Source organism: Arthrobacter crusticola, from assembly GCF_004357995.1.
Classification (GTDB): Bacteria; Actinomycetota; Actinomycetes; order Actinomycetales; family Micrococcaceae; genus Arthrobacter_D; species Arthrobacter_D crusticola.
This window is the reverse complement of sequence record NZ_SMTK01000005.1, coordinates 185594-206229: the sequence shown is the minus strand read 5'-3', so window position 1 is coordinate 206229 and position 20636 is coordinate 185594. Positions and strand designations below refer to the sequence as shown.

Annotated in this window: 27 protein-coding genes; 9 read left to right on the top strand and 18 right to left on the bottom strand. The window is 65.8% G+C overall.

Features of this window, described 5'->3' with window-relative positions; translation table 11 throughout:
* The first annotated feature begins 66 nt into the window (after window positions 1–66).
* Entirely contained in the window at window positions 67–960 is an 894-nt protein-coding gene (locus tag E2F48_RS14975; protein WP_133404765.1) for a helix-turn-helix domain-containing protein, read from the top strand.
* Here E2F48_RS14975 and E2F48_RS14970 read toward each other — a convergent pair.
* From E2F48_RS14970 to E2F48_RS14955, 4 genes are all read right to left on the bottom strand, one after another.
* Window positions 957–1724, bottom strand: a complete 768-nt coding sequence (locus E2F48_RS14970; protein ID WP_133404764.1) for an SCO1664 family protein — start codon at window positions 1722–1724, stop codon at window positions 957–959. The two genes, E2F48_RS14975 and E2F48_RS14970, sit on opposite strands and share 4 nt — an antisense overlap.
* Window positions 1724–2275 (bottom strand): DUF3090 domain-containing protein, encoded by a 552-nt coding sequence (locus E2F48_RS14965; RefSeq protein ID WP_133404763.1) that lies wholly within the window; start codon window positions 2273–2275, stop codon window positions 1724–1726. The genes E2F48_RS14970 and E2F48_RS14965 overlap by 1 nt, the downstream gene beginning before the upstream one ends.
* A gap of 15 nt (window positions 2276–2290) precedes the next feature.
* Window positions 2291–3004: an MSMEG_4193 family putative phosphomutase gene (locus tag E2F48_RS14960; protein ID WP_133404762.1), complete on the bottom strand. Its 714-nt coding sequence runs from the start codon at window positions 3002–3004 to the stop codon at window positions 2291–2293.
* A 157-nt stretch (window positions 3005–3161) separates the two neighbouring features.
* Complete coding sequence (locus tag E2F48_RS14955) at window positions 3162–4376, bottom strand: glycoside hydrolase family 26 protein (protein WP_246019074.1); 1215 nt, start codon at window positions 4374–4376, stop codon at window positions 3162–3164.
* A 306-nt stretch (window positions 4377–4682) separates the two neighbouring features.
* On the opposite strand from E2F48_RS14955, the gene E2F48_RS14950 reads away from it, so the two are divergent.
* Window positions 4683–5222 carry a PH domain-containing protein gene (locus tag E2F48_RS14950; RefSeq protein WP_133404760.1) on the top strand — a complete coding sequence of 180 codons (540 nt, stop codon included), beginning with the start codon at window positions 4683–4685 and terminating at the stop codon, window positions 5220–5222.
* Between the two features lie 132 nt (window positions 5223–5354).
* On the opposite strand, the gene E2F48_RS14945 is transcribed toward E2F48_RS14950, so the two are convergent.
* The gene (locus E2F48_RS14945) at window positions 5355–5807 is read right to left on the bottom strand and encodes an isochorismatase family protein (protein ID WP_342772603.1); all 453 of its coding nucleotides are present in this window, start codon (window positions 5805–5807) and stop codon (window positions 5355–5357) included.
* Window positions 5761–5994, bottom strand: a complete 234-nt coding sequence (locus E2F48_RS17765; protein ID WP_342772602.1) for a cysteine hydrolase family protein — start codon at window positions 5992–5994, stop codon at window positions 5761–5763. Before E2F48_RS17765 ends, E2F48_RS14945 begins: the two co-directional genes overlap by 47 nt.
* A 129-nt stretch (window positions 5995–6123) precedes the next feature.
* Between E2F48_RS17765 and E2F48_RS17670 the strand changes: the two genes are divergently transcribed.
* Both E2F48_RS17670 and E2F48_RS17665 read left to right on the top strand, forming a co-directional pair.
* Window positions 6124–6591, top strand: a complete 468-nt coding sequence (locus E2F48_RS17670) for a DJ-1/PfpI family protein (protein ID WP_246019072.1) — start codon at window positions 6124–6126, stop codon at window positions 6589–6591.
* 74 nt (window positions 6592–6665) lie between these two features.
* The gene (locus tag E2F48_RS17665) at window positions 6666–6923 is read left to right on the top strand and encodes a helix-turn-helix domain-containing protein (RefSeq protein WP_246019061.1); all 258 of its coding nucleotides are present in this window, start codon (window positions 6666–6668) and stop codon (window positions 6921–6923) included.
* A gap of 8 nt (window positions 6924–6931) precedes the next feature.
* On the opposite strand, the gene E2F48_RS14935 is transcribed toward E2F48_RS17665, so the two are convergent.
* From E2F48_RS14935 to E2F48_RS14910, 6 genes are all read right to left on the bottom strand, one after another.
* On the bottom strand, window positions 6932–7486 hold the full coding sequence (locus E2F48_RS14935; RefSeq protein ID WP_133404759.1) for a hypothetical protein: 555 nt from the start codon (window positions 7484–7486) through the stop codon (window positions 6932–6934).
* Window positions 7487–7631: 145 nt separating this feature from the next.
* Entirely contained in the window at window positions 7632–7829 is a 198-nt protein-coding gene (locus E2F48_RS14930) for a hypothetical protein (protein WP_133404758.1), read from the bottom strand.
* 6 nt (window positions 7830–7835) lie between these two features.
* Window positions 7836–8345, bottom strand: a complete 510-nt coding sequence (locus tag E2F48_RS14925) for an MOSC N-terminal beta barrel domain-containing protein (RefSeq protein WP_165968788.1) — start codon at window positions 8343–8345, stop codon at window positions 7836–7838.
* Window positions 8346–8426: 81 nt separating this feature from the next.
* The gene (locus E2F48_RS14920) at window positions 8427–9461 is read right to left on the bottom strand and encodes a DUF695 domain-containing protein (RefSeq protein WP_133404756.1); all 1035 of its coding nucleotides are present in this window, start codon (window positions 9459–9461) and stop codon (window positions 8427–8429) included.
* Between the two features lie 284 nt (window positions 9462–9745).
* Window positions 9746–9967, bottom strand: a complete 222-nt coding sequence (locus E2F48_RS14915; RefSeq protein ID WP_133404755.1) for a cold-shock protein — start codon at window positions 9965–9967, stop codon at window positions 9746–9748.
* A gap of 328 nt (window positions 9968–10295) precedes the next feature.
* Window positions 10296–11078 carry an isocitrate lyase/PEP mutase family protein gene (locus tag E2F48_RS14910; protein ID WP_221411697.1) on the bottom strand — a complete coding sequence of 261 codons (783 nt, stop codon included), beginning with the start codon at window positions 11076–11078 and terminating at the stop codon, window positions 10296–10298.
* Between the two features lie 368 nt (window positions 11079–11446).
* Between E2F48_RS14910 and E2F48_RS14905 the strand changes: the two genes are divergently transcribed.
* Window positions 11447–12988, top strand: a complete 1542-nt coding sequence (locus E2F48_RS14905; RefSeq protein ID WP_133404753.1) for an LTA synthase family protein — start codon at window positions 11447–11449, stop codon at window positions 12986–12988.
* Window positions 12989–13061: 73 nt separating this feature from the next.
* On the opposite strand, the gene E2F48_RS14900 is transcribed toward E2F48_RS14905, so the two are convergent.
* Window positions 13062–13661: a hypothetical protein gene (locus tag E2F48_RS14900; protein WP_133404752.1), complete on the bottom strand. Its 600-nt coding sequence runs from the start codon at window positions 13659–13661 to the stop codon at window positions 13062–13064.
* Between the two features lie 214 nt (window positions 13662–13875).
* On the opposite strand from E2F48_RS14900, the gene E2F48_RS14895 reads away from it, so the two are divergent.
* The 3 genes from E2F48_RS14895 to E2F48_RS17760 all read left to right on the top strand — a co-directional run bounded on the left by E2F48_RS14895 (window position 13876) and on the right by E2F48_RS17760 (window position 16099).
* Window positions 13876–14622 (top strand): SDR family oxidoreductase, encoded by a 747-nt coding sequence (locus tag E2F48_RS14895; protein WP_165968787.1) that lies wholly within the window; start codon window positions 13876–13878, stop codon window positions 14620–14622.
* Window positions 14623–14723: 101 nt separating this feature from the next.
* Window positions 14724–15233 carry a hypothetical protein gene (locus E2F48_RS14890; protein WP_133404750.1) on the top strand — a complete coding sequence of 170 codons (510 nt, stop codon included), beginning with the start codon at window positions 14724–14726 and terminating at the stop codon, window positions 15231–15233.
* Window positions 15234–15430: 197 nt separating this feature from the next.
* Window positions 15431–16099, top strand: a complete 669-nt coding sequence (locus tag E2F48_RS17760) for a VOC family protein (RefSeq protein WP_342772601.1) — start codon at window positions 15431–15433, stop codon at window positions 16097–16099.
* Between the two features lie 20 nt (window positions 16100–16119).
* Here E2F48_RS17760 and E2F48_RS14880 read toward each other — a convergent pair whose 3' ends face one another.
* The 4 genes from E2F48_RS14880 to E2F48_RS14865 all read right to left on the bottom strand — a co-directional run bounded on the left by E2F48_RS14880 (window position 16120) and on the right by E2F48_RS14865 (window position 19483).
* Window positions 16120–16305, bottom strand: a complete 186-nt coding sequence (locus tag E2F48_RS14880) for a bleomycin resistance protein (RefSeq protein ID WP_133404749.1) — start codon at window positions 16303–16305, stop codon at window positions 16120–16122.
* Between the two features lie 163 nt (window positions 16306–16468).
* On the bottom strand, window positions 16469–17161 hold the full coding sequence (locus E2F48_RS14875; RefSeq protein WP_133404748.1) for an LmeA family phospholipid-binding protein: 693 nt from the start codon (window positions 17159–17161) through the stop codon (window positions 16469–16471).
* Window positions 17162–17266: 105 nt separating this feature from the next.
* Window positions 17267–18007 carry an alpha/beta fold hydrolase gene (locus tag E2F48_RS14870; RefSeq protein WP_133404747.1) on the bottom strand — a complete coding sequence of 247 codons (741 nt, stop codon included), beginning with the start codon at window positions 18005–18007 and terminating at the stop codon, window positions 17267–17269.
* Window positions 18008–18199: 192 nt separating this feature from the next.
* On the bottom strand, window positions 18200–19483 hold the full coding sequence (locus E2F48_RS14865; RefSeq protein ID WP_133404746.1) for an SAM-dependent methyltransferase: 1284 nt from the start codon (window positions 19481–19483) through the stop codon (window positions 18200–18202).
* Between the two features lie 112 nt (window positions 19484–19595).
* Here E2F48_RS14865 and E2F48_RS14860 point away from each other — a divergent pair, with 112 nt between their 5' ends.
* Window positions 19596–19994: an MmcQ/YjbR family DNA-binding protein gene (locus E2F48_RS14860; RefSeq protein WP_133404745.1), complete on the top strand. Its 399-nt coding sequence runs from the start codon at window positions 19596–19598 to the stop codon at window positions 19992–19994.
* Between the two features lie 54 nt (window positions 19995–20048).
* Here the strand turns inward: E2F48_RS14860 and E2F48_RS14855 are convergent, their stop codons facing one another.
* Window positions 20049–20522: a cupin domain-containing protein gene (locus E2F48_RS14855; RefSeq protein ID WP_133404744.1), complete on the bottom strand. Its 474-nt coding sequence runs from the start codon at window positions 20520–20522 to the stop codon at window positions 20049–20051.
* Window positions 20523–20636: the final 114 nt, after the last annotated feature.

The following is a 20636-nucleotide window of genomic DNA, read 5'->3' as shown; positions in this document are numbered from 1 at the left end:
GGTTGCCTTTATCGGGGGGACAGGTTCTGCCCCTCACCCTGCAGAACGCAGGGTTATCGTGGATTCATGGACAAGCAGCCCGACAACCGCGCCGACATCCGGGACTTCCTGGCCAGCCGCCGCGCGAAACTCCGCCCCGAGCAGGTCGGCCTGCCGGCCGGCAGCCGGCGGCGCGTTCCGGGACTGCGCCGCGAGGAGGTCGCGGTTCTCGCCGGTGTGAGCACCGAGTGGTACGCGCGGCTGGAGAAGGGCAACACCAGCGGCGTGTCCGACGACGTCCTCAAGGCCGTCTCCCGCGCGCTGCAGTTGGGTGAAGAGGAGTGCCTTTACCTCTTCGAGCTGGCGCGGGCCGCCCGGCCCACGCGCCGGGCACCCCGCCGGGCGGAAGTCGGGGTGGCGCCCTCGGTGCAATGGCTGCTGGACTCGATGACGCTCTCGGCCGCATTTGTCTCCAACGGCCGGCTCGACGTCGTCGCCAGCAACCCCCTGGGCCGGGCGCTTCACTCCCCGATGTTCGCCAGCGCATCCACCACCCTCAACGGGCAGGCGAACTTCGCGCGTTTCCACTTTTTGGAGCCGGCGGCCCGGGAGTTCGTCGTCGACTGGGAGGCCGGGGCCGCGGCCACCGCAGCACTGCTTCGCGCCGAAGCCGGCCGGGACCCCAACAACAGGTCCCTGCGCGAGCTGGTGGGAGAACTGTCCACCCTCAGCCCCGAGTTCCGCACCCTGTGGGCCTCGCACGATATCCGCTTCCGCCACGAGGGGGTTAAGCGGCTGCGGCACCCCATGGCAGGGGAGCTGGAACTGACCTATCAGTCCCTGACCCTGCCCACCCTTCCGCGGGCGGTCCACAGCCTCAGCGTCTACACCGCGGAACCGGGCACAACCCACGAAGAGCGACTGCAGCTCCTCGCCAGCTGGGCGGCCCCGGTCCAGCAGACAGTGGAAACGAAGAACTAGAACAGCGGCCAGGGAACCGCCGGCATGCCTCCGGTCGGAGCCGGAAACCGCGCTGCCCGGAGCAGCCGGGCGCAGCGCGCGGCGAGTGCAGCAATTTCTTCTGCGGCGAGAAGGTCTGCCAGGCTGCGGCCCAGGTCACCGTTCAGTCCTTCGCCGACCCGATTGATGCCGTCCAGCTCTTCGGCGGTCAGCGCATCTCCCAGCCACCCCCACAGCACGGTGCGCAGCTTGTGGTCGCTGTGAAAGGTGAGTCCGTGGTCCACGCCGTGCCGGTGCCCGTCGGGCATGGCGAGGATGTGGGCGCCCTTGCGGTCGGCGTTGTTGACGACGACGTCGAACACGGCCATGCGTCGCAACGCCGGCGAGTCTTCGTGAACGAGGGTGACCATCCGTCCGTCTTCATCCTGGCCCTCGAGAACGGGTTTCCAGCCGGTCTCGGGCACCTTGTCCGTCGCGACCAGGTCGACGGCGTTTTGGGCGGGGTCCTGTTCCTGCCAGAGCTGCACCATTCCTTCGCCCAGCGGACCGTCGCGCAGCCAGGTCTGTGGCACGACGTTCCAGCCGAGCACCTGGGAGACGAGGTAGGCGGCCACCTCCCGCTGAGCCAGGGTGCCGTCGGGGAAATCCCACAACGGGCTCTCGCCTGCTATCGGCTTATAGACGACCGCTACGCCGCCGATGCTGGCCAGAAAGGTGGCATTGGACGCCGTCGTGATGCGACCGGTGAGCGTCAGCTCGGCGGTCACCAGGTCGGGTGCCGGCATCAGTCCTCGGGGAATGTGCAGGTATGCCCGTCGGCGTCCATCGGGTAGCCGCAGAGCGGGCAGATCGGACGTCCGGCGCCCACGACCTCGCGGGTGCGCTTGGCGAACGCGCGGGCCGTGCCGACCGGCATCCGCACCCGCAGCACTTCGGAGCCGTCAGCGTCGTCGTCAAGGATTTCGGCATCGTCATCGGCTTCGAAATCGGCAAGAGGGTAGGCCTCAATGACGATCTGCGCCGTCGTCGGGTCCCACCCCAGGCTCATCGCACCAGTCCGGAACTGCTCCTCAACGGTGTCGAGCTGGTCATTGTCGACAAGTTCGATGGGGGTGCTTGTGGGAACGCTGAACGGGTTGCCCTCAAGGGTGATGAGTTGATCCAGGATTTCGTCGATTTTCTCGGCGAGCTGTGCGGACTGCTGCTTCTCCAGGGCGATACTCACCATCTGCTTCCCGGTGCGCGCCTGCAGGTAGAACGTTCGTTCCCCCGGAGCGCCGATGGTGCCGATGACTACCCGGTCAGGCCAGGGGAACTCGTGAACGATTGTAGGCATAGAACTATTTTAGGCTCAGGAAGCCGGCGGCGCCCTGTGCCCTGCGCCACCGCCCACCGGCGCATCGCCGGCGGGGACGCTGTTCGCCAGCCACGACAGATCTCCGGCGTCGGTATTGGTGGCGTAGACGTTCGGCCGGCTCGTGCCGTAGCGCACGATCGAGACCGAGGCCGGGCCCACGGTGATGCGCTGGAACAGGTCGAGGTGCATGCCGAGCGCGTCCGCGAGGACCGACTTGATGATGTCGCCGTGACTCACCGCCACCCATACAGCCCCTGGCCCGTGCTCGGCCTCGAAGGCTGCATCGCGGCGTCGAATCGCAGCCACCGACCGGGCCTGCATCGCGGCCATGGATTCGCCGCCGGGGAAGGTGACGGCGGACGGTTGCGACTGCACCACGGACCACAGGTCCTCGGTTGCCAGTTCACTGAGCAAGCGGCCCTGCCACTGGCCGTAGTCGCATTCGGTGAGGTCGGAATCCAGTCGGATATTGCCCGGCGCGTGCGGAGTGCCGGCCTGGCGGTCGAGGATGAACCGGGCGGTCTGCTGGCATCGCTCAAGCGGGCTTGACACCACTCCCACAACGGGCACGGCCGCGAGGCGGTCAGCGGTGCTGGCCGCCTGCTCGCGCCCCATTTGATCAAGCCCGACGCCGAGTGCCCGGCCGGCCAGCAGGCCGGTGGCATTGGCGGTGGTGCGGCCGTGCCGCACGAGAATAACTGTTGCCATCCACCCAGCCTAGCCATCCGCTCGACGGCGGCGCCCACCAACGCCGGTGAGATGGCTGCCCTCGGCGAAGAACCGCAAGAACGGTGACCACAATCTCACCCGAACCGGATGAGCAGCACCGGGCAGGGGAGCACCCGATCATCCTCCGGCAGGTGTATTACGAGCTCCGAGATGCGCAGGCGCCGGAAGAAGCGAAGTGGATCCAATCCGGCAGCGCGGCGGTGAAGGCTTCGCGTACCTGTGGGGTGTCAGTGACGGTCCAGTTGACCCTTCCACCGACTTCGGTCTCGTTTTTGTCCCATTCAAACCAGTTGATCATCTTCACCTGCGGGAATTGCGCCGCGGTCTCCGGGCTGAAAAGCTGTTCCCACCAGGCCTGCTTGATCGCCAATTCCGTCTCCCCGCCGGTCGCCGGCGCGAAAAAAGCGGCAGTCTCCGGGATCGCGATCGGTTTGCCGTGCCGGCCGCCGTAGACCTGGTAGAAGTCCGGCAGCCGGCTCTCGTCCCCGTTGGCCCCGGAATAATTGCCCGTGAGCTGGTCCGCGAACTTACCGGCCTCGGGCAACTCGTTCTCACCCCAGGGGTGCGCCGATCCCCAGTGGTAGAGGGACATCCCCACCCAGTCCACGGCAGTATCGCCGGGATAGTAGGGTGCGTACGGGTCATCGCTCAGGGTCAGGGCGCCGTCGGCATCGGTGTCCAGCGCAGTGAAGTCCACCGATCCGGGCTCGGCTTCGAATCGGCCCCCGGCGAAGGGGTAGCCGCCGCCGTAGTTCGGCGCCCACATCATGGCCGACCCCGGTGCGTGGGCGTGGACCGCCGCCGCGACGGTTTGGAACGCAGTGATGTAGCGGGCCGGCTGCTGGGACCACGGGTACCAGGAGCCGTTCATTTCGTGGGCGAACCTCACTATGACCGGCACCCCGTCGGCGTTGAACGCCGCCAGGTCCTCCGCGAGGGCTTCGGCGGCCTCAGAGGTAACAGCGTCCAGACCCTTCATGGGCTCCAGAGTCAGCAGCATCATCTGCCCATCGACGCGAATCTGCGAAACTGCCCGCTGCAGGTCGGTCTTCTCCTGGGCGGTGTAGGGGAAACCGGTGAATGAGACGCTCACGGCGGGCCCGCGGCCCAGGTCCCGGGCGTACTCCCCGAGCGCCTTGCTGTCGAGATCCAGGTTCACACCGAACAGCGCCCCCTGATCCGGAACCAGCTGCGCTCCGTCCGGAACCGCGCAGGCCGTCGTAACCGGGGTTCCCTTCCCGGCCGATTCGTTCTGCTTTTGCGCCCGGGCATCGAGTTCCTTGACGATGTCCACTGCGCTCAGTCCCACCGCGGCCAGAACAACTATCAGCGGAAGGGCAAAGCTCCTCACCCACCGGGCGTTTGCTCCCTGTTGGGATTGTCGGCCTCTGCGTGGGCGTTCCCCAGCCATAAACAAAATAACCTCTCCTGACCCGTAAATAACACCATCATAAATGGAGCATTTCCAATGGTCGGACGGGCACACGGTGCTGACCCGACTGCTGCCGGAATATCGGGCAAACACCACCCTAATCAGCGGGCAGGGTCACGGCGGAGAAAGATGTTCTCATCCAATTGTTCACCGCGGCGGGTCGTCGCTGGATGACTGAATATAAGTGCCCCGACTCGAGTTGGATTTCATGTAAGAATTCGTGGCATGAATGATGCGTGGAACCGGCTTCGTCCAATACTTCGCCCCGGAGAGCAGATTTACTGGGTTGGACAACCAGACCCGAGGATCCATTTCACTTCGGCTGATGCCCTTCTGGTGCCGTTCAGCCTTATGTGGGGAGGGTTCGCGCTGGTCTGGGAAACCCAGGCAATCCTGAAGGGCGCACCTATCTTCTTCATCCTGTGGGGTGTCCCGTTCGTCTTGATTGGCCTTTACCTCATTGCTGGACGCTTCTACGTCAAGAGAAGGCGCAAACTGAGGACCGTTTACGGTCTTACTAATTCACGGGCGATCGTTTCATCTAGTGAACGGTCTTTTGACGAAACACCGATCAAGGATGCATCGATGCGGGTCAACCGGTCCCGGAACGGCCGCCACGTCAATGTTGTCTTCGGTACTCCGCGCCAGGCCTCCTACCAGAACACGGGTCTGGATCTGTTCAGTCTTGGCCAGGGCCAGGTCGTCGCGTTCTACGACGTGGATGACGCTGATGCGTTGGTCAGTGCGTTGGACAGGGCGAAGTAGCCCCCGTCGCTGCTGACTGAGGGGTTCACTGTTTCTTAGTGCGGTCCTTCGCGGGCCTGCTGCTTGACCTGCGAAGGAGTCCCCGCGGTTGATTCGGGCGGAGCGTCCGGCAGCCCGAGGGAACGGGAGAGGTCAGACCAGGGTGGCGCGCTCCGCTCCTGTGGGCGCGGAAGTGCCCAAGTCGCTGCCGGGAAGTGCCTCGTGCGAGTTCAGGGCGGCGGCCCAGGCATCGGTGGTGCCGACGGCGGCCCAGTTGGAGTTCAACAGTGCGAGCAGGGTCGTGTGCACGGTCCTGGCGTCGGCGAAGCCGGCCTTATTCGCAATGTTGATCGCACCGGTGGCGTCGGAGAGAACTTCCGTGGCGAAACCGAGGGCTTCGGCCTCGACGGCTGAGCCAAGGATGCAGTTGTTTGTCATGTAGCCCACGAGGGTGACGGTGTCGACCACCTGACCGCGCAGCCACTCGGTGAGGTCGGTGCCGGCGTAGATCGAGCCGTATTGCTTCACGATGCGCTTCCACGCTTCGGTGCGGCGCCGCTCAATCTCCGGGTGGAGGTCGTATTCGGGCGTGCCAGGGGAAAACACAGGAGCACCCTTCTCCGGCGGAGTGTTGAACGACCACGATCGGGACGCCGGCGTCAGTGGCTGCGTCGATGGCTGCCGTGGTCTGCGGGAGGGACTGCTCGTGCGGCGGGTACTGGACCTCGAGAAGACCGCTGAAGTACTGCTGCTGCACATCGACAAGGACGAGGGCGCGACGGGGGGTGCTCATGGGGGATTGTCCGGGGTAGGGGAGGATGGTGACCGCCTGGTGGCGTGATTCCATCCTTCACGGTGCGGCGGCGGCATAACAGTGGCACGCATGCCTATGTCCGATGGAATCGGGCCAAACAGGAGAGTCATGCGTATTGCGGTGTACGCGTTCGACGGTGTGACGATGTTCCATCTCGCTGTGCCGCGAATGGTCTTCGACGAGGTAGCCCGGCAAGGGCTCGGGGACTGGACGACGGTCCTGTTCTCCGACCGCCCCGGGGCGATCCGGACGGCCGAGGGCTACCAGCTGGCCGACGTTGAAGGCCCCGACGCGGCGGCGGCGGCCGACGTCGTGGTGGTGCCCTCCTGGTTCGACGACGGACGCGTTCCAAGTGACGCTCTGCGGACCGTACTGCAGGAGGCGCACTGGCAGGACGTGACTGTCCTGGGCCTGTGCCTCGGTGCGATCCCGGTGGCGGACGCGGGCCTGCTTGCCGGTCGTCAGGCCGTCACGCACTGGCAGGCCTTCTCCACCCTCAGCGACCGGCACCCGGACATCCTCCTCGACCGCTCGGTCCTGTATATCGACCACGGGGACGTACCGATGACCCGATAACGCGGGTTCTCGAGTGGGCGCTGGGCAACCTCCGCGAGCCGCTGAGCGTCGACCGTCTGGCGGAGCAGGCGCACATGAGCCGCCGTACTTTCATCCGCGCCTTCCGCTCGGCCACCGGAACCACTCCGTCGGCCTGGATTCGGTCCCGCCGGCTCGATGCGGCCCGGCGCCTGCTGGAAACCACGGACCTGACGATCGAGCAGGTTGCTGCGGACTGCGGGTTCGGTAACGCTGCCACACTCCGTCAAAATTTCGCGGCCGCGTTCTCGACCTCACCGACGGATTACAGGAGCCGTTTCGACACCCGACCCGCTACATCGACCGGGCACTGACGCATTGATCAGGATCGAGTTGAGTTCAGGAAGGTACCCGTTCGCAGGAATTGGCGGGCGACAAAGCCAATGAGGACCACCATGGCCAACAGGAGCAGGATCATCACCACATCAACGGCGGAGGTGATTCCGCGGGACACTGCTTGCCCGCTCAGTAACGCGAGTAAACCGGGCGCCGTGAGCAGTTGTCTGGCCAGACCCTCCCGGATTTGGACAGCGGCGCCACGGAGCACCGACAGCTTCTCAAGATCTGAGGGCTTACCAGCCAGGACCTGACGGCGGACGTACTTCGCCTCATCAGTCGACAGACCTACTGTGACGCCCATTCGCCGCGGCTGGACTGAAGGGCCGACCTTCTTGATCCCGTAGAGGACGCCGATGATCAGCGTGGCGATTCCGGCCAGCAGCAGGCCGAGGTACATCCCGGACCGAAGGAAATCTTGCTCCGGCTCCGGCCAAACGGCCGCAAGTGCGAAGCCAAGTACTAATGCAACCCCAACCGTCGAAGGGAAAACTACCAGGAAGTAGTGTTGCACGGCAGCTCCGATGCCCAGGTCGGTCACGCCCTCTGCTCTTGCCGCAGCCTTCGTCCAACGGGCCTCTGCCCCCGCACCCCCGTCCCGCATGTGGACCCCCACCCGTCGTTGTGTTGGTGCAATAGTAAACACGCCATTCGCCGAGCGGATCCTGCCTCCTGTCCTCGGCAGGCTAGAGGGTAGGGCGGTGCAGGGTGACGAGGTCTCCCACCTGAAGTCTTCCCGGGCGACGGGCGTGGGCCTGCAGGCCGAAGATCGTTCCATGGTGGGTGCCAAGGGTCTTGAGTACCTTCGAGCCGACCGCCACACCAGCCTGGTCCTGGTCGACCATGGTGCAGCGCGGCATGCCGGCCCCAAGGTGGAGGATCACGTCGCTTCAAAGGGTCAGTTCCGCGTCCAACCATCCGGTTTCAAGGAATTCCGGCTCGGCACCGGTGTCCAGGATGATGTTGGCACGGAAGCGGCGGTGATCGACCGCGGCACCGGCCAGATCGGATAGGGCCGCGAGTGAGGACGTGGTGAGCACATGAAGCGGTGACTCATCATGATGTTGAACGGTGCTTTCCGGGCGCACGCTCAGCTCCTGGCCGAAGGCCGCACTGAGTGCCTCGGACGCAGCGGGATCGTCCGCACGGTACAGAACACCCTCCGGGCTGCTGAGGACCGGTATGCCGCCGTCATCCTCGGCGGTGGAGGACCAGTTCATCAGCCCGGCCACGGGGCGGAAGCGGTAGGTCCGTTTTCCACTGGCGATACCACCATCGCGGGTGTAAACCGCCCACCGGCGATCATTCCGAAGGCCCTGCTCCGTGACATCAGCGCCGCGCAGGGACTGGCCCGACGTTGACTTCACCGGATACCGGTACAACGCCTGGATCCTTCCCACTGGTGTTCCTTCATGCGGCATCCGGCCATTCTCGCACTGCGGTGGTCGCAGCTGACAGCGATCCTTGACACCTCCTTGGTGTTACTTCAGCGGGTCGGCCCGTCGCAGGGTCCGGAGGTTCTCCCAGAATGGATCGGATGCGGTCCTGAGGTCGGCGTCGGGATGGGCTTCGGCGTAGCGTTCGAGCGCTGCCAGGCTGGTGTTGTCGGCGGGGTTCGCATAGTAATGAAGGACGCGCCGGCCCTGGCCGGACTCGATCGCAACCAGCACCCTGTTCTGCTCGGATGTGTCCTCCAGGCTCTCCTCAATGGCATCCAACCGGGGCAGCTCGTCAGGGGCCGGAAGGCCCCGGGCGTCACCGCTTTGATAGGGGAGTGCCAGGGTGCAGTGAAGTTCGAGGGCGGGCCGGTCCAGCCACTGCGCTGCACGGATGCGCAGGATGCGCGGGCTGTGGTCGGGAACCTCCTGTTGAAGCACCTGCCACGACTCAAAGGTGCGGCGAGCGAAGGCGCCGGCAATCGATTGGAGCTGGCTTGGCTCCACGGAGTCGGGGACCGCTTCCGCGGCGGTCTCGACGACGCCGATCCAGCGCATCACGGAATCCTCGCCGAGCAGGGAATCGAGTGCCATGAAGGCCAACTGCATGGCTGAGTCGGTATCGACCTGTGCGAAGATCGCGTGGCGTACCGTCACATCGAGTTTGGCGTCGCGGACGCCCACGGAGAACCGCAGCTGACCTAGCGCGATCTCCTCTCCGCCTACGCCTCCGAAGGTGAGGTCGGCGGCGTCAGGCGTCGGTATGACGGGCGAAAACTCCCAGACGCGGCCACGCTCGGGGGAGGCGCGGTACCAGCGCTCACTGTGTTCCCTGGCTGCAGGAATACCACCGGCGGTGACACAGAGCAGGTGCTGGGCGGTCGAACCCTGGCGGGCTTCCCACACAAGGTCGGGGTGGATGGCCTTGACCCGCTGCGTCATCGGCTCCATCAGCGGCCCGAAGTTTCCGGTACCGACGGCCTTGGTGAAGTCGTTCTCACCCCGGGCCTGCCACCACGCCCAGAAATCGTTGACCGGATCGCCGGAACGAGCCGGCGCGAACCGCTGGAAAAACTTCATACATCCCCCTGAGACCTGCAGCCGGGCACCATTGCCGGACTGTCGACCTCGAATGTACAGCGTGGCTCCGGCAAAACGGAGGCACCTTCCACCGGCGTCCGCGCGGTGTGTCGTGGCCACAAAACTCACACCGTAGATGCTTCGCAGCGCCCGAGGCTGTTGATGGCCCTACGTCGCCTCGGTGTACCGGGCCCCCGCGAAACGCACTGCTCTGTCCGTCACGCGTCGTGCGAGACAGATGAGAGGAGCGTGTCTCCATCGCACAGCGCGACCTCAGCGGAGGGTCAGGTGATTGTCAGCCGGACTTCCGCTGCACTGTAGGAGTAGCCATCCTGCTCGCCCTGTTCCCAGTCAAAATCGACCGCTTGACCGGCGGTGAGGGTTCGGTAGCCGTCCATCGAGATGACGCTGAAGTGAGCCCAGCATCCGCCCGGGGTCTCACTCGAGTCGATCACTCCCCAGCCTTCTTCGTCGTCCCAGAATTGGACTTTCCCCGTGGTGCCCATCGGGCCAGTCTAGGCCGCAGGAAGGCAGGCACCGGGGCGTAGCATCACGTCGTGAAATGCCTATTTGAGGACCCTGACTGTCGCCCCGACGGCGTTCGAACTTCTTCTAGTCGGACGAGTCCTTATTCCGGGACACCTCAGCGTAGTAGGACCGCAGTCCATGCTTCACGCCAAAGCGGATAATTCCGTACGCCATGAGTCCCACGACCAGCCACACAACTGGAACGATAAGAACCCCAAACCCGTTCAAAGCCATTGCTTCCCCCTGGTGCTCGGCTGCTGTCGACTGAGAGTATATAGCCGGGTGGGTTGCTGGACGCATCATCGGCTACCGCGGTGTCTCGCCGGTCGTCCGCTCAAACCCCTCGAGCATCCTCTGAACAGCGTCATAGGGTGTCGCCCGCGTTGCCGGTCTTCCGTCCCTCGCGTCCGTGGCGACGCGCAAAGCCGCATCCAGGGCCGCCCGGTACGGCAGGGAGCCCGTACTGATCCGCCGCACACCCATCCCGCCCAGCTCAGTCGAGGTGTGGACGGTACTTGCCAATACATTCAGTGGGGCAGGGATCGCCGTGGTGAACGCCCGAATCTCAGCGGGCTCGAGAACGCCCGGAATGAAGATGCCATCCGCGCCTGCCTCAACGTACCGGTGCGCCCGTTCCAGGGTGAACTCGACTGTCGCTTGTTCACCGAGCCAGTAGGTGTCTACCCGTGCATTGACGAAAACACCCGGGTTTGTCTCCTTAATCGACGAGATTTTCGCTCCGTGCAGGTCGGGATCGATGAGGCTTCCCCCGGTGCTGTCCTCGATATTGATCCCGTGCGCCTTCAGTCTGTGGACGTATTCGGCGACGTCGGCTGGCGAATCGGAGAATCCATCCTCAATATCCGCCGAAACGTAGCAGCCCAGGCCCAGAAGCTGATGGACCAGACGTTCAGTGCTGTGCTGGACGGAACGCCGGGCATCGGCGTGCCCGTCGCGCGCCGCGAGTCCGAGGCTCGTGGTGCCGACCGCGGGGAAACCCTCCTCCCGGAACACAAGGGCGGAGCCGACATCCCAGGCGTTGGGAAGAATGAGCGGTGAGGGGCCGTGGTGGAGATCGACGAAGCTCAAAGAATCACCAAGCCACATTCAAGCTGCTCTGCGCGGGCAGGGCATGACGGCCCGACCCAACATCCGGACCAGACAAATCCCCCACAACCTCACGACCTTCCGGATCTATCTCACGGCGACAGCCAGCTGAATTCAGCTCGACCCATTATGCACCGCGGCAATCCCACTGCTGGCCCGCACTGCCGCCGAACGATTCCCGGCACCCGGGCGTTGAAGCACACGTGCTGCGGTGTACGCCTCGTTGCCGACGGGTGAACTCCTGTTGAACGGGTAGGGTAGCGGCACGAGGCTTCGATCGGCCCGAGACAGGGGTCGATGTCGGAGTTATTTTCATGAACGCCAGGGCAGCAGGAGAGCGAGGTGGAGCGATGTCGAAGCGGATTTTTCACGTGACCCGACGGGTCGGCGTGGTCGCGGGACGCATCGTGGTCTACGTCCTGATCTGGGCCGGGCTCGCGCTGCTCATCGCCTCCGCCGGCATCCGGATGTACTGGGGCGAAATCTCCGTCGGTCAGATGCTTCTGAACCTCGTCTCCGTGGAAACCGACGGTGGGGGCGGACCCATCGTATGGACCGGCATCCTAGGAATCGGCGTCGTGCCCCTGCTCATCACCGTCGGGGTCGCGATGTGGCAGTCCCTCCGCCGCCGCAGGCGCCGCCGCAGCGGCGAAGGCGTGCTCCCTCGCCGCCGCCAGTGGATCATGCACACGGTCTCCACCGCTCTGGTGGCCGCGGTCGTGGTCGGCGGCAGCACCGCCTTCGCCACCACGGTGGGCCTGGGGGACTACATCCGGGCGGCGAACTCCAAATACGACATCGGCGACTATTACGTGAAGCCCACCGTCACAAGCGACGCCGCCAAGCGCAACCTGGTGGTGATCTACCTCGAGTCCGGCGAGGCCACGCTCGCCAACGACCGACTGTTCGAGAAGGACGCGTTCGCGCCTCTGAAGGAGGCGACCAAGGCCTCCGACGGCTGGCAGAGCGTTGACGATTTCCAGCAGTACACGGGCGGAGGCTGGACCATGTCCGGTCTGGTCTCGACGCAGTGCGGCGTTCCGTTGAAGGGCGTCGGTTCCGCCGCGGGCAACGACCTCGGCGGCGGTCTCGAGACCTACTTGGGAGGGCTCACCTGCATGGGGGATGTCCTTCAGGACCACGGCTACACCAACGTGTTCCTGGGCGGCGCCAACGCCGCGTTCGCCGCGAAGGGCACCTTCCTGAGGAGCCATGGCTACTCCGAGTACAAGGATCTCTCCGACTGGCGCGCCGCCGGCGAACCGGAGAAGAACTTCCGCAGCGACTGGGGCCTGAGCGATGAACGCCTGATGGCCTACGCCAAGGACGAGATCGACGGGCTGCACGCCGAAGCGGAAAGGACCGGTGAGCCGTTCAACCTCACGGTGCTGACGCTGGACACCCACGAGCCGGCGTACATCTTCGACTACTGCGACGTGGATACCCAGGAAGTGGTCACCTCCGTGTTCTCCTGCTCCATGACCCAGGTGGCCGGATTCGTTGAGCATATGAAGGAGAAGGGCTACCTCGACGACACCGCCGTGGTGATCATGGGGGACCACCTCAAGCACATGGGCGCCAACGATGCCTTCCACGAGCAGCTGGACAACCACCCAAACCGCACCATCTTCAACCGGGTCTGGATTCCGGGCGGGAGCAGGGACGGCGCGCTGCGCCCCCGCATCGACCAGTTGAATATGTACCCCACGATCCTCGAAGCCGCCGGGCTGACCCTGAAGGATCAGGAGGCCGGGCTGGGCGTCTCCGCCTTCGCCTCGGCGGTTCCGGAAGGTTCGGCCCAGGTGATGCAGCCGGACGCCTATGGTGAGTTGCTTGAGTCGCGTTCCCCGCTGTTCTATACGGAGGCCTGGGCCGGCGGGGACGCCCGGTAGCGCCCTTCCTGCCCGTCGGCGCGGCCAAGGCCGCGCGGTCCGCAAAGTCCCGGTCAGCCGCCCACCTGAATGCTCAGCTCCGCGTGCGTCTGGGCAGTACCTCGCTGTCCGCGTGCCCCGAAGGCAGTGCGGTGGAGCCGGAATGACCCGACGCGATCTGCCGCTTGAGCTGCTCGAGCTCTTCCTTGAGCAGGTCGACGTCGGCACGGTATTTATCGAAGGCCGCCGTTCGACGCCGGGCCATGGTGAAACCGACGCCGGCGGCGAGAATGGCAAGCGGGAACGACGCCAGCAGGGCCCAGCCGGACGCCGCAAGGAACTCCAGCGCGACGGGAAGCGCCTGCTTGAACGCGAGGAACTCGTTCACCCCGCCGACCACGTCATCCAGAGCGGAATCCAGGGGGCCCAGATACTCACCAACGATGGGCGTGTCGGATAAAGAGGGGGCGCTCAGCGACGGATCCTCCCCGGAAGACCAGCGCGGATCGTCGAAATGGTTGAGGACGTAGATCGCGGCACCCGCATTGAGGGCCGCGAAGAGCAGGACAGCGGCAAGCGCCGTCCAGTGGAATTTGCGCGGACGCCACAGGCCGGCCAGGAGCCCGAAGACAATGGCTGCAACCCACGGCAGGATGCGGAGTACGTCGTGGCTTACGCCACCCAATAGATCCAAGGTATTTTCCCTGCCCTTACCGTAGGGATCGATGCACGATCCGGTCCAGATCGAGCCTATCCCAGTCGCGCCCGGGCATGCCCCAGATCCTGCCGCACGGTGGTCGGGGTTCCCCCCTCGGGTGGCACAATGGCCTGGGACGTGGAGTGGCACACGAAATTGGGCTCTACCGGGTCAAAGATCATCATCGTCCGCGGGACAGAACGGATTCCTCATGGAGCTCCAGGGACTCAAGGTACTTCTCACGGGCGGCGGCTCGGGCGTGGGGCTGGAACTGGCCCGCCAGCTAGTCGCCGCAGGCAGTGATGTGCTCATCACCGGCCGGGACGAGGGACGCCTCGATGCGGCTGCGACGCAGATTCCCGGGCTCCGGACGCTGGCGGCTGACCTTGCCCGCGCGGAGGATCTGCCGCGGATGGTCGACGCCGCGCTCTCGCAGCTGGGCGGACTCTCGCTGCTGGTGAACAATGCCGGAATTCAACTCAATTATCACCTTGCCACCCGGCCGGTGGCCCAGGTGCTCGCCGACGTCGACCTCGAGCTGCGCACCGACCTGATCGCTCCGATTCAGCTCACCGCACTAAGCCTGCCCCACCTGATGAGGGAACCGCATGCCGCCGTCGTGAACATCGGTTCAGGCCTCGCCGTTTCCCCCAAGCGCAGCGCAGCGGTGTACGGAGCAGCCAAGGCCGGGCTGCGCACCTTTACGAAGGCGCTGCGCTACCAGCTCGCCGTGGACGCTCCCGGCATCAGCGCCGTCGACGTCGTCCTGCCCCTGGTCGATACCCCCATGACTGCCGGCCGCGGCGCCGGCAAGATCAGCGTCGAGCAGGCCGCCCACGAAATCCTCGCCGGCCTGCGCGCTGACCGGTCGGAAATCCACGTGGGAAAGGCCAGGGCTTTCCTTCTCCTTCACCGTCTTGCGCCCCGCCGGGCCGACGCCCTCCTCGCCGACGGTTGACTCCGGTGCCGGACACCTGAGGCCACACGCCGCGGCCGAATCCGGAAACAGTGACGGCAGTCTTCGGTGCGGCTAGGATGCGCACCAAGGAGGTCGGTGCCGTGAACGGATACCCTGGCACACCAGGATCGGAGCTGACAATCTCCTGGGCTGCCGTGGTTCTCTTCGGTGCGCTGTTGGCCGGGTGTGGTGCAGCCGGCGCCCGGGAACCGGGGGCACAAGATCCCGAGGCGCAAATGCGCCCCGAACTGCTTGTAGTCTCGGCTTCCCCGGTAACCCCGGGACAGACCGTCCACGTACGTTTCCCGGAGGGAACTGAGCGTGGCATCGGCTGGGTCCTGGAAGAACAGGACGGCGAGACGTGGCAGGTCCGCTACTACCTGAGTGCCACCAATGCCGGCTACGCCGGCTCCCGTTCCCCAACGTGGTGGTCCGCCGATGACGCCGAGAACAAGGCTTGGCCGGCCGTTGCAATCGCCGGACCCGGCCCGGACAACCTCACCATCCCGGACAGCATCCGACCCGGACCATATCGGCTCTGCACGGTAAACGACCTCCCGAACATCTGCACCACGCTCGACATTGCCGAACAGGACCAGAGCGTCAGTTAGCGTCCCAGGTGGGCCCTCACCGGTGCCCACGCGGCCGGGCAACTTCCCGCCGACCAGGAGCGACCGCATCCACGCGGTACTTCACGCCTACTGGGAGACCCGGCTCGGCACGTAACACCAGCAGCGCAACCTTGCGCCGGGTACATCACGGTGCCACCCTGAACCTGACCTGAGAGGGTACGACAAGGGAGGCCAACGTGAACCCGACAGAGCCCGAGACCAGCGCCGGGACCGCGGCGCCGAGCGCCCCGGTAGACATGAAGCTGGAGGTGATCGTCCTACCGGTGTCCGACGTCGATCGCGCCAAACAGTTTTACGACAGCCTGGGCTGGAGGCTCGACGGCGAACGCGTCGACGGGAACTTCCGCAGCATGCAATACACGCCCCCCGGCTCCGGCTGCTCGGTCCAGTTCGGCAGGCAGGTCACCCAAGCCGAGCCGGGGTCGGCCCAGGGTACGCACCTGATCGTCACCGATATCGAAGCAGCGCGCCGCGACCTCGTCTCCCGCGGTGTCGATGCCAGCGAGGTCTTCCACTGCCGGTCCGGCTACGCGTGCAGGTTCCCCGGCAATGACGAGCCTGTTCCCGGCCCCCACCCCGACCGCGGTACGTACGGGTCATTCGTCTCGTTCAGTGATCCGGACGGAAACAGCTGGATCCTGCAGGAGATCACCCAGCGGTTCCCGGGCCGCGTCCAAGGCGGCACCGCGTATGGCTCGCCCGCCGACCTCGCACAGGCACTCGAGCGAGCCGCCGCCGCGTATCAGGACCTGGAGAAGCGCAATACCCAGGAGGATCCGGACTGGGCGCAGTGGTACGCCTTGTACCTCGCACGGGAGCAGAGCGGCGAAGCACAGACCTCATGACATCAGGGAGGCCGGGGTAGTTACTTCCCTCCCTCGAGGTGCTGGACGGCGTCGTCGTACGCCTGTTCCGGGGTGCGGCCCTGCTCACGCGCGACGATGAACGCGGCATACCAGTCCGGCCATGCATGCGGAGCCGAGTTCGCTTCATACTTGCCGTGGTGTTCCTCGGCCTCATGGAGAAGTGAGGTCAGTGTCGACACGTCCATTGGTGGTCCTTCCCAAACGCTGGTCGCTGATGGTTTCCGGGAGCCGGGCGGGAGCCGCCCTGCAGGGTGGCCCGGGCGACCATTGTCCCGAATCGCGAAGGATCTTGGAAGAATATTTCAGGACAAGGCACTCCCTTCATCCGGCAGGACAGGGCGCGTTCCCTCAGGAGTTGAGCTCAACTCCCTCGCCCCGGAAGGTGGCGCGGAACCCGTCGCCCCGGACGGCGACGTCCCGGAGGACGAGGCCCTCCGGCAGGCCCTCAATGTCGTGCTCGATGGTCACGAACCTGCGCACGACGGCGGCGGTGGCATCGGAGAGGAAGTCCGGCCCGCCGACGTCGATCGACCGCGGTTCGACGACCAGCCGGCCGTCCTCAACCTTGACGGTGCCGGTCGCGGTGACTCGCAGTTCGCGGCCCAGGGTCTCGACTGTGCGGACCACCGAGGCCTGGCCGCCGTCGGCAGCGCGGACCACCGACCCGCCGCCGAGCTCCCGGGCAACGACCTCGAACGGCACCGTCGCGTCCACGGCGAGCCGGCCCGCAACGAGTCCGTCGGGACCCGTGACCACGTCCTGGCCAACGGCGCGGACGTCGTGGAGCAGCGAGCCCGCCGTCACCACCGTCCCGGCGTCGAGGTCAAAGTCGGCGAGCCACACCTCGTCCTCGCCCAACCCGTCCGGTGGCACGGCGCCCGTTTGACTCCCGGCGCCCTGTGTAGGCGACGGCACAGGCTCCGCCTCGTCCCCGGTGGCCGGGCCGCTTGCCGCCCACCAGAGGATGACGAGCGCAATACCGAGGGCGAAAATCATCCCCACAGCACCGATCAGCCAGTCCTTCGCACGCTTCCACTCCATGAGGACAGTCTGATGGCTCACCGCCTGAGGAGCGATACCCCCGCAGTACGGACACGCCGGAGGCCCCATTGCGTCTGGATTTCGCGGTGCCCCGCTGGGCCTGGATTATCGGACGCCCTCCAGCGCCTGCAGGATGACATCGGTGACGATCTGGGGCTGGGACACCATGATGACGTGCGAGCCCTCGGTCTCGGTGATCGCCGCTTGAGCTCGTTGCGCCATGGAGCGCAGCACGTCGCTGCCGGCGGCCTTGTCTCCGGTCGGCACGACGGCCCACGACGGCAGGGTCTTCCAGGCGGGCGTTCCAGTCGGTTCGCCGAAGGCAGCGGCGGCGACGGGGCGCTGCGTGGCGGCCATCACCGCTGCCTCCTTCACGGACACATCGGAGGCAAAGGCGTCATGGAACTTGGCGGGGTCAACCGTAAGCTCGACGGCCGTCTCGGAGTCCTGCCCTACGGGATACTGAGTGGGGATCAGTGCCGTGTTGAGGACGCTGTCGGTGGAGCCGTTCTCAATTCCTTCTAGGGTCTCACCCTCGTCGGGCGCGAAGGCCGCGACGAAGACCAGCCCAACAACGTTGTCGGTCTGGGGGGACGCATTGGTGATCACCGCCCCGCCATAGGAGTGCCCGACGGCGAGCACAGGTCCGGGGATCTGCTGGATGGCGCTGGCGGCGTACGCCGAGTCGTGTGCGATGCCGCGCAGCGGATTGCTGACGGCCTGCACGGGTACTCCGGCGTCCTGGAGCCGTTCGACGACGCCGTTCCAGCTGGAACTGTCGGCGAAGGCGCCGTGGATCAGGACCACTGTGGGGCCGGCGGCCGAATCGGGGGTGGACTGCGTCATGTTGTCTCCTTTGAGTGAGGACGGCTGCCCTCGCCTGTGCCAAGGGCGCAACCGGTCCAGGGATTAATGAGCCCCCGCGTTCAATGGTGGCCGGGGAATGTGAAGATGCGCTCAAGCAGGCGTCAATGTTTGCGGACAGCAGATGAACTTCAGGGGGGGGGCGGCTCGTGACGGTGGTGTCCTAACGGACGCCTAGATCCATTCGCGCAGCCGCAGCGGGGGGTTTCCCCCGCCCGGGCGCTGCGCCAGCACCTGGTTGACGCCGTTCAGTCCCCGCTCGAAGCCGAGCGCGCTCGCCGCCATGTACAACCGCCACACCCGGGCCCGCCCCTCGCTCGTGAGCCGTACCGCCTCGTCCCAGTTCTCTTCGAGGTTGCGCACCCAGGCGCGCAGCGTCAGCCCGTAGTGCAGGCGCAGCGCTTCGACGTCGAGCACTTCAAGGCCGGCCGACTCCAACGCCCCGAGCATGACGGTGAGGCTGAGCATTTCGCCGTCGGGAAAAACGTAGCGGGGGATGAAGGAGTCGGGGTCGGGCGGCATGTCGCCGGCGTTCCACGAAATCGCGTGGTTGAGCAGCCGCCCGCCGGGACGCAGGAGGCCGAAGAGGTGGGACGCGTAGTTCGCGATCTGCTCCCGGCCGACGTGTTCGGCCATGCCGATCGAGCTTATTGCGTCGAATGGACCATCGGTGACATCGCGGTAATCCTGGACCCGGATCTCGACGCGGTCGGCGAGCCCGGCGTCGGCGGCCCGCTTCCGCCCGAGGACCGCCTGCTCTTTGGAGAGCGTGACGCCCACGACGTCGACTCCATAGCTCCGTGCGGCGTGCAGCGCAAAGCTGCCCCAGCCGCAGCCCACGTCGAGCACGCGCATGTCGGGTCGAAGGTCGAGTTTTCGGCAAACCAGGTCGAGCTTCGCCACCTGTGCCGCGTCCAGGCCGGTGTTCTCGTCCTCCCAGACCGCGCAGGAGTAGACCATTGAGGTGCCGAGCACGAGCGCATAGAAGTCATTGCCGACGTCGTAGTGGGAGGAGATCGCCGCGGCGTCACGCTTCCTGGAGTGTTTCCTTCCGAACCGGGTGACGTTCATTTCCTCCGGCGGCGGTGCCGGCGGAAGTCCAAGCGCACCCATACGGACCGCGGTGCGGAGCAGTCTGGAACGCTCGCCCAGGGTAGGAGGGCGGAAGGCCTTCAGTTCAGCGAATTTGCCCACGGAGCTGAGCGCGGAGAAGCTCTCGAAGAGGTCGCCGGGTCCATCGATATCGCCGGCGACATAGGCACGGCTCAGCCCGAGCTGGTTCGGCGACCACAGCATCCGCCGCAGGCCCCGCCGGGAACGGAACTCAATCACCGGCGCGCCGGCGGGTCCGGCTTCCGAACCGTCCCAGGCCCGGAGCCTCAGCGGGATTTCCTGGGTGCCGAGCACGATCCCCAGGGCTTCGGCCAGACGGTGTGCCACTCCGGTCCTCTTCGTCATGGCCTCCTGTCTACTACGACTTGTCCGGGGGAGCCAGAAGCAGTTCGGCGGCGGACATCCCGCACCCGGCCGGTGCTGGTCCGGCCGAAGGAGTCACGGTTAGGGTGGTCGCATGGACTTCGACTGGCTCTGCGCCACGTGCCTGTCCTTCCCCGGTGCCTACGAGGACTACCCCTTCGGTCCGGAGACCGCGGTGTTCCGTGTCAGGGTCCGGCAGCAGGACAGGAGGCCTGTCCCTGGGAAGATCTTCGCCTTGGTCGGCGTCGACGCCGACCCGCTGTCCATCTCCTTGAAGTGCGATCCGGCCCTTGCCGTCCAGCTCCGCGCGGCCCACCCGGAGATCACCGGCGCCTGGCACCTCAACAAAAGGCACTGGAACGGAGTGAGGCTCGACGGAAGCCTGTCCGCCGGAACCGTGCACGACATGATCGAGGACTCCTACGACCTGATCGTCGCGTCACTGCCAGCCGCGGACCGGGAGGGACTGGGCTGGTCGACCGGCGCGCCCTGACAAAACGCCATGAGCCGTCCAGCGAACGTTCGCGGACGGCTCATGGAGCAGGAATCAGGCGGTCTCTTCGCCCTTGTCATCCACTTCCTCGACCCACGACGGCGGCTCGTCGCGGCCCTGCTCCTCGTCCTTCTCGGCGTCCTCCGGCGTCGCCTGCACGATGCCCTGCGCGTGGTGCGTGGGCGCGTAGATGGTGTAGAGGCGGAGTGGTTCATCCCCGGTGTTCTCGACGTCGTGCCAGGTGCCGGCGGGCACCTGGATGCTCCAGCCGTCCCCGACGTCCTGCTGGAACGACAGGTCGTCCTTCGAGGGCCCCATCTTCACCCGCCCCTTTCCGGCATCGATGCGCAGGAACTGGTCGGTTCCGTGATGCACCTCGAGGCCGATCGCGCCACCGGGCTCGATCGACATGAGGGTCACCTGCAGGTGCTTGCCGGTCCAGGCGACGCGGCGGTAATCGGAGTTCGCCGTCGTCGCGCTCTCGATGTCAAAGGCGTTGGGCTTCGGGCCGTTGTCTGTGATGTCCATGACCGCATTCTGTCCCATTCGTCCCGGGATCGCCAAGGCGCCCGGGCCGGTCACCGCCGATTCAGGAGCAGCGCGGAGGCGTGGCAGGCGCCCCTAGTGCGTCAACTGGAAGGA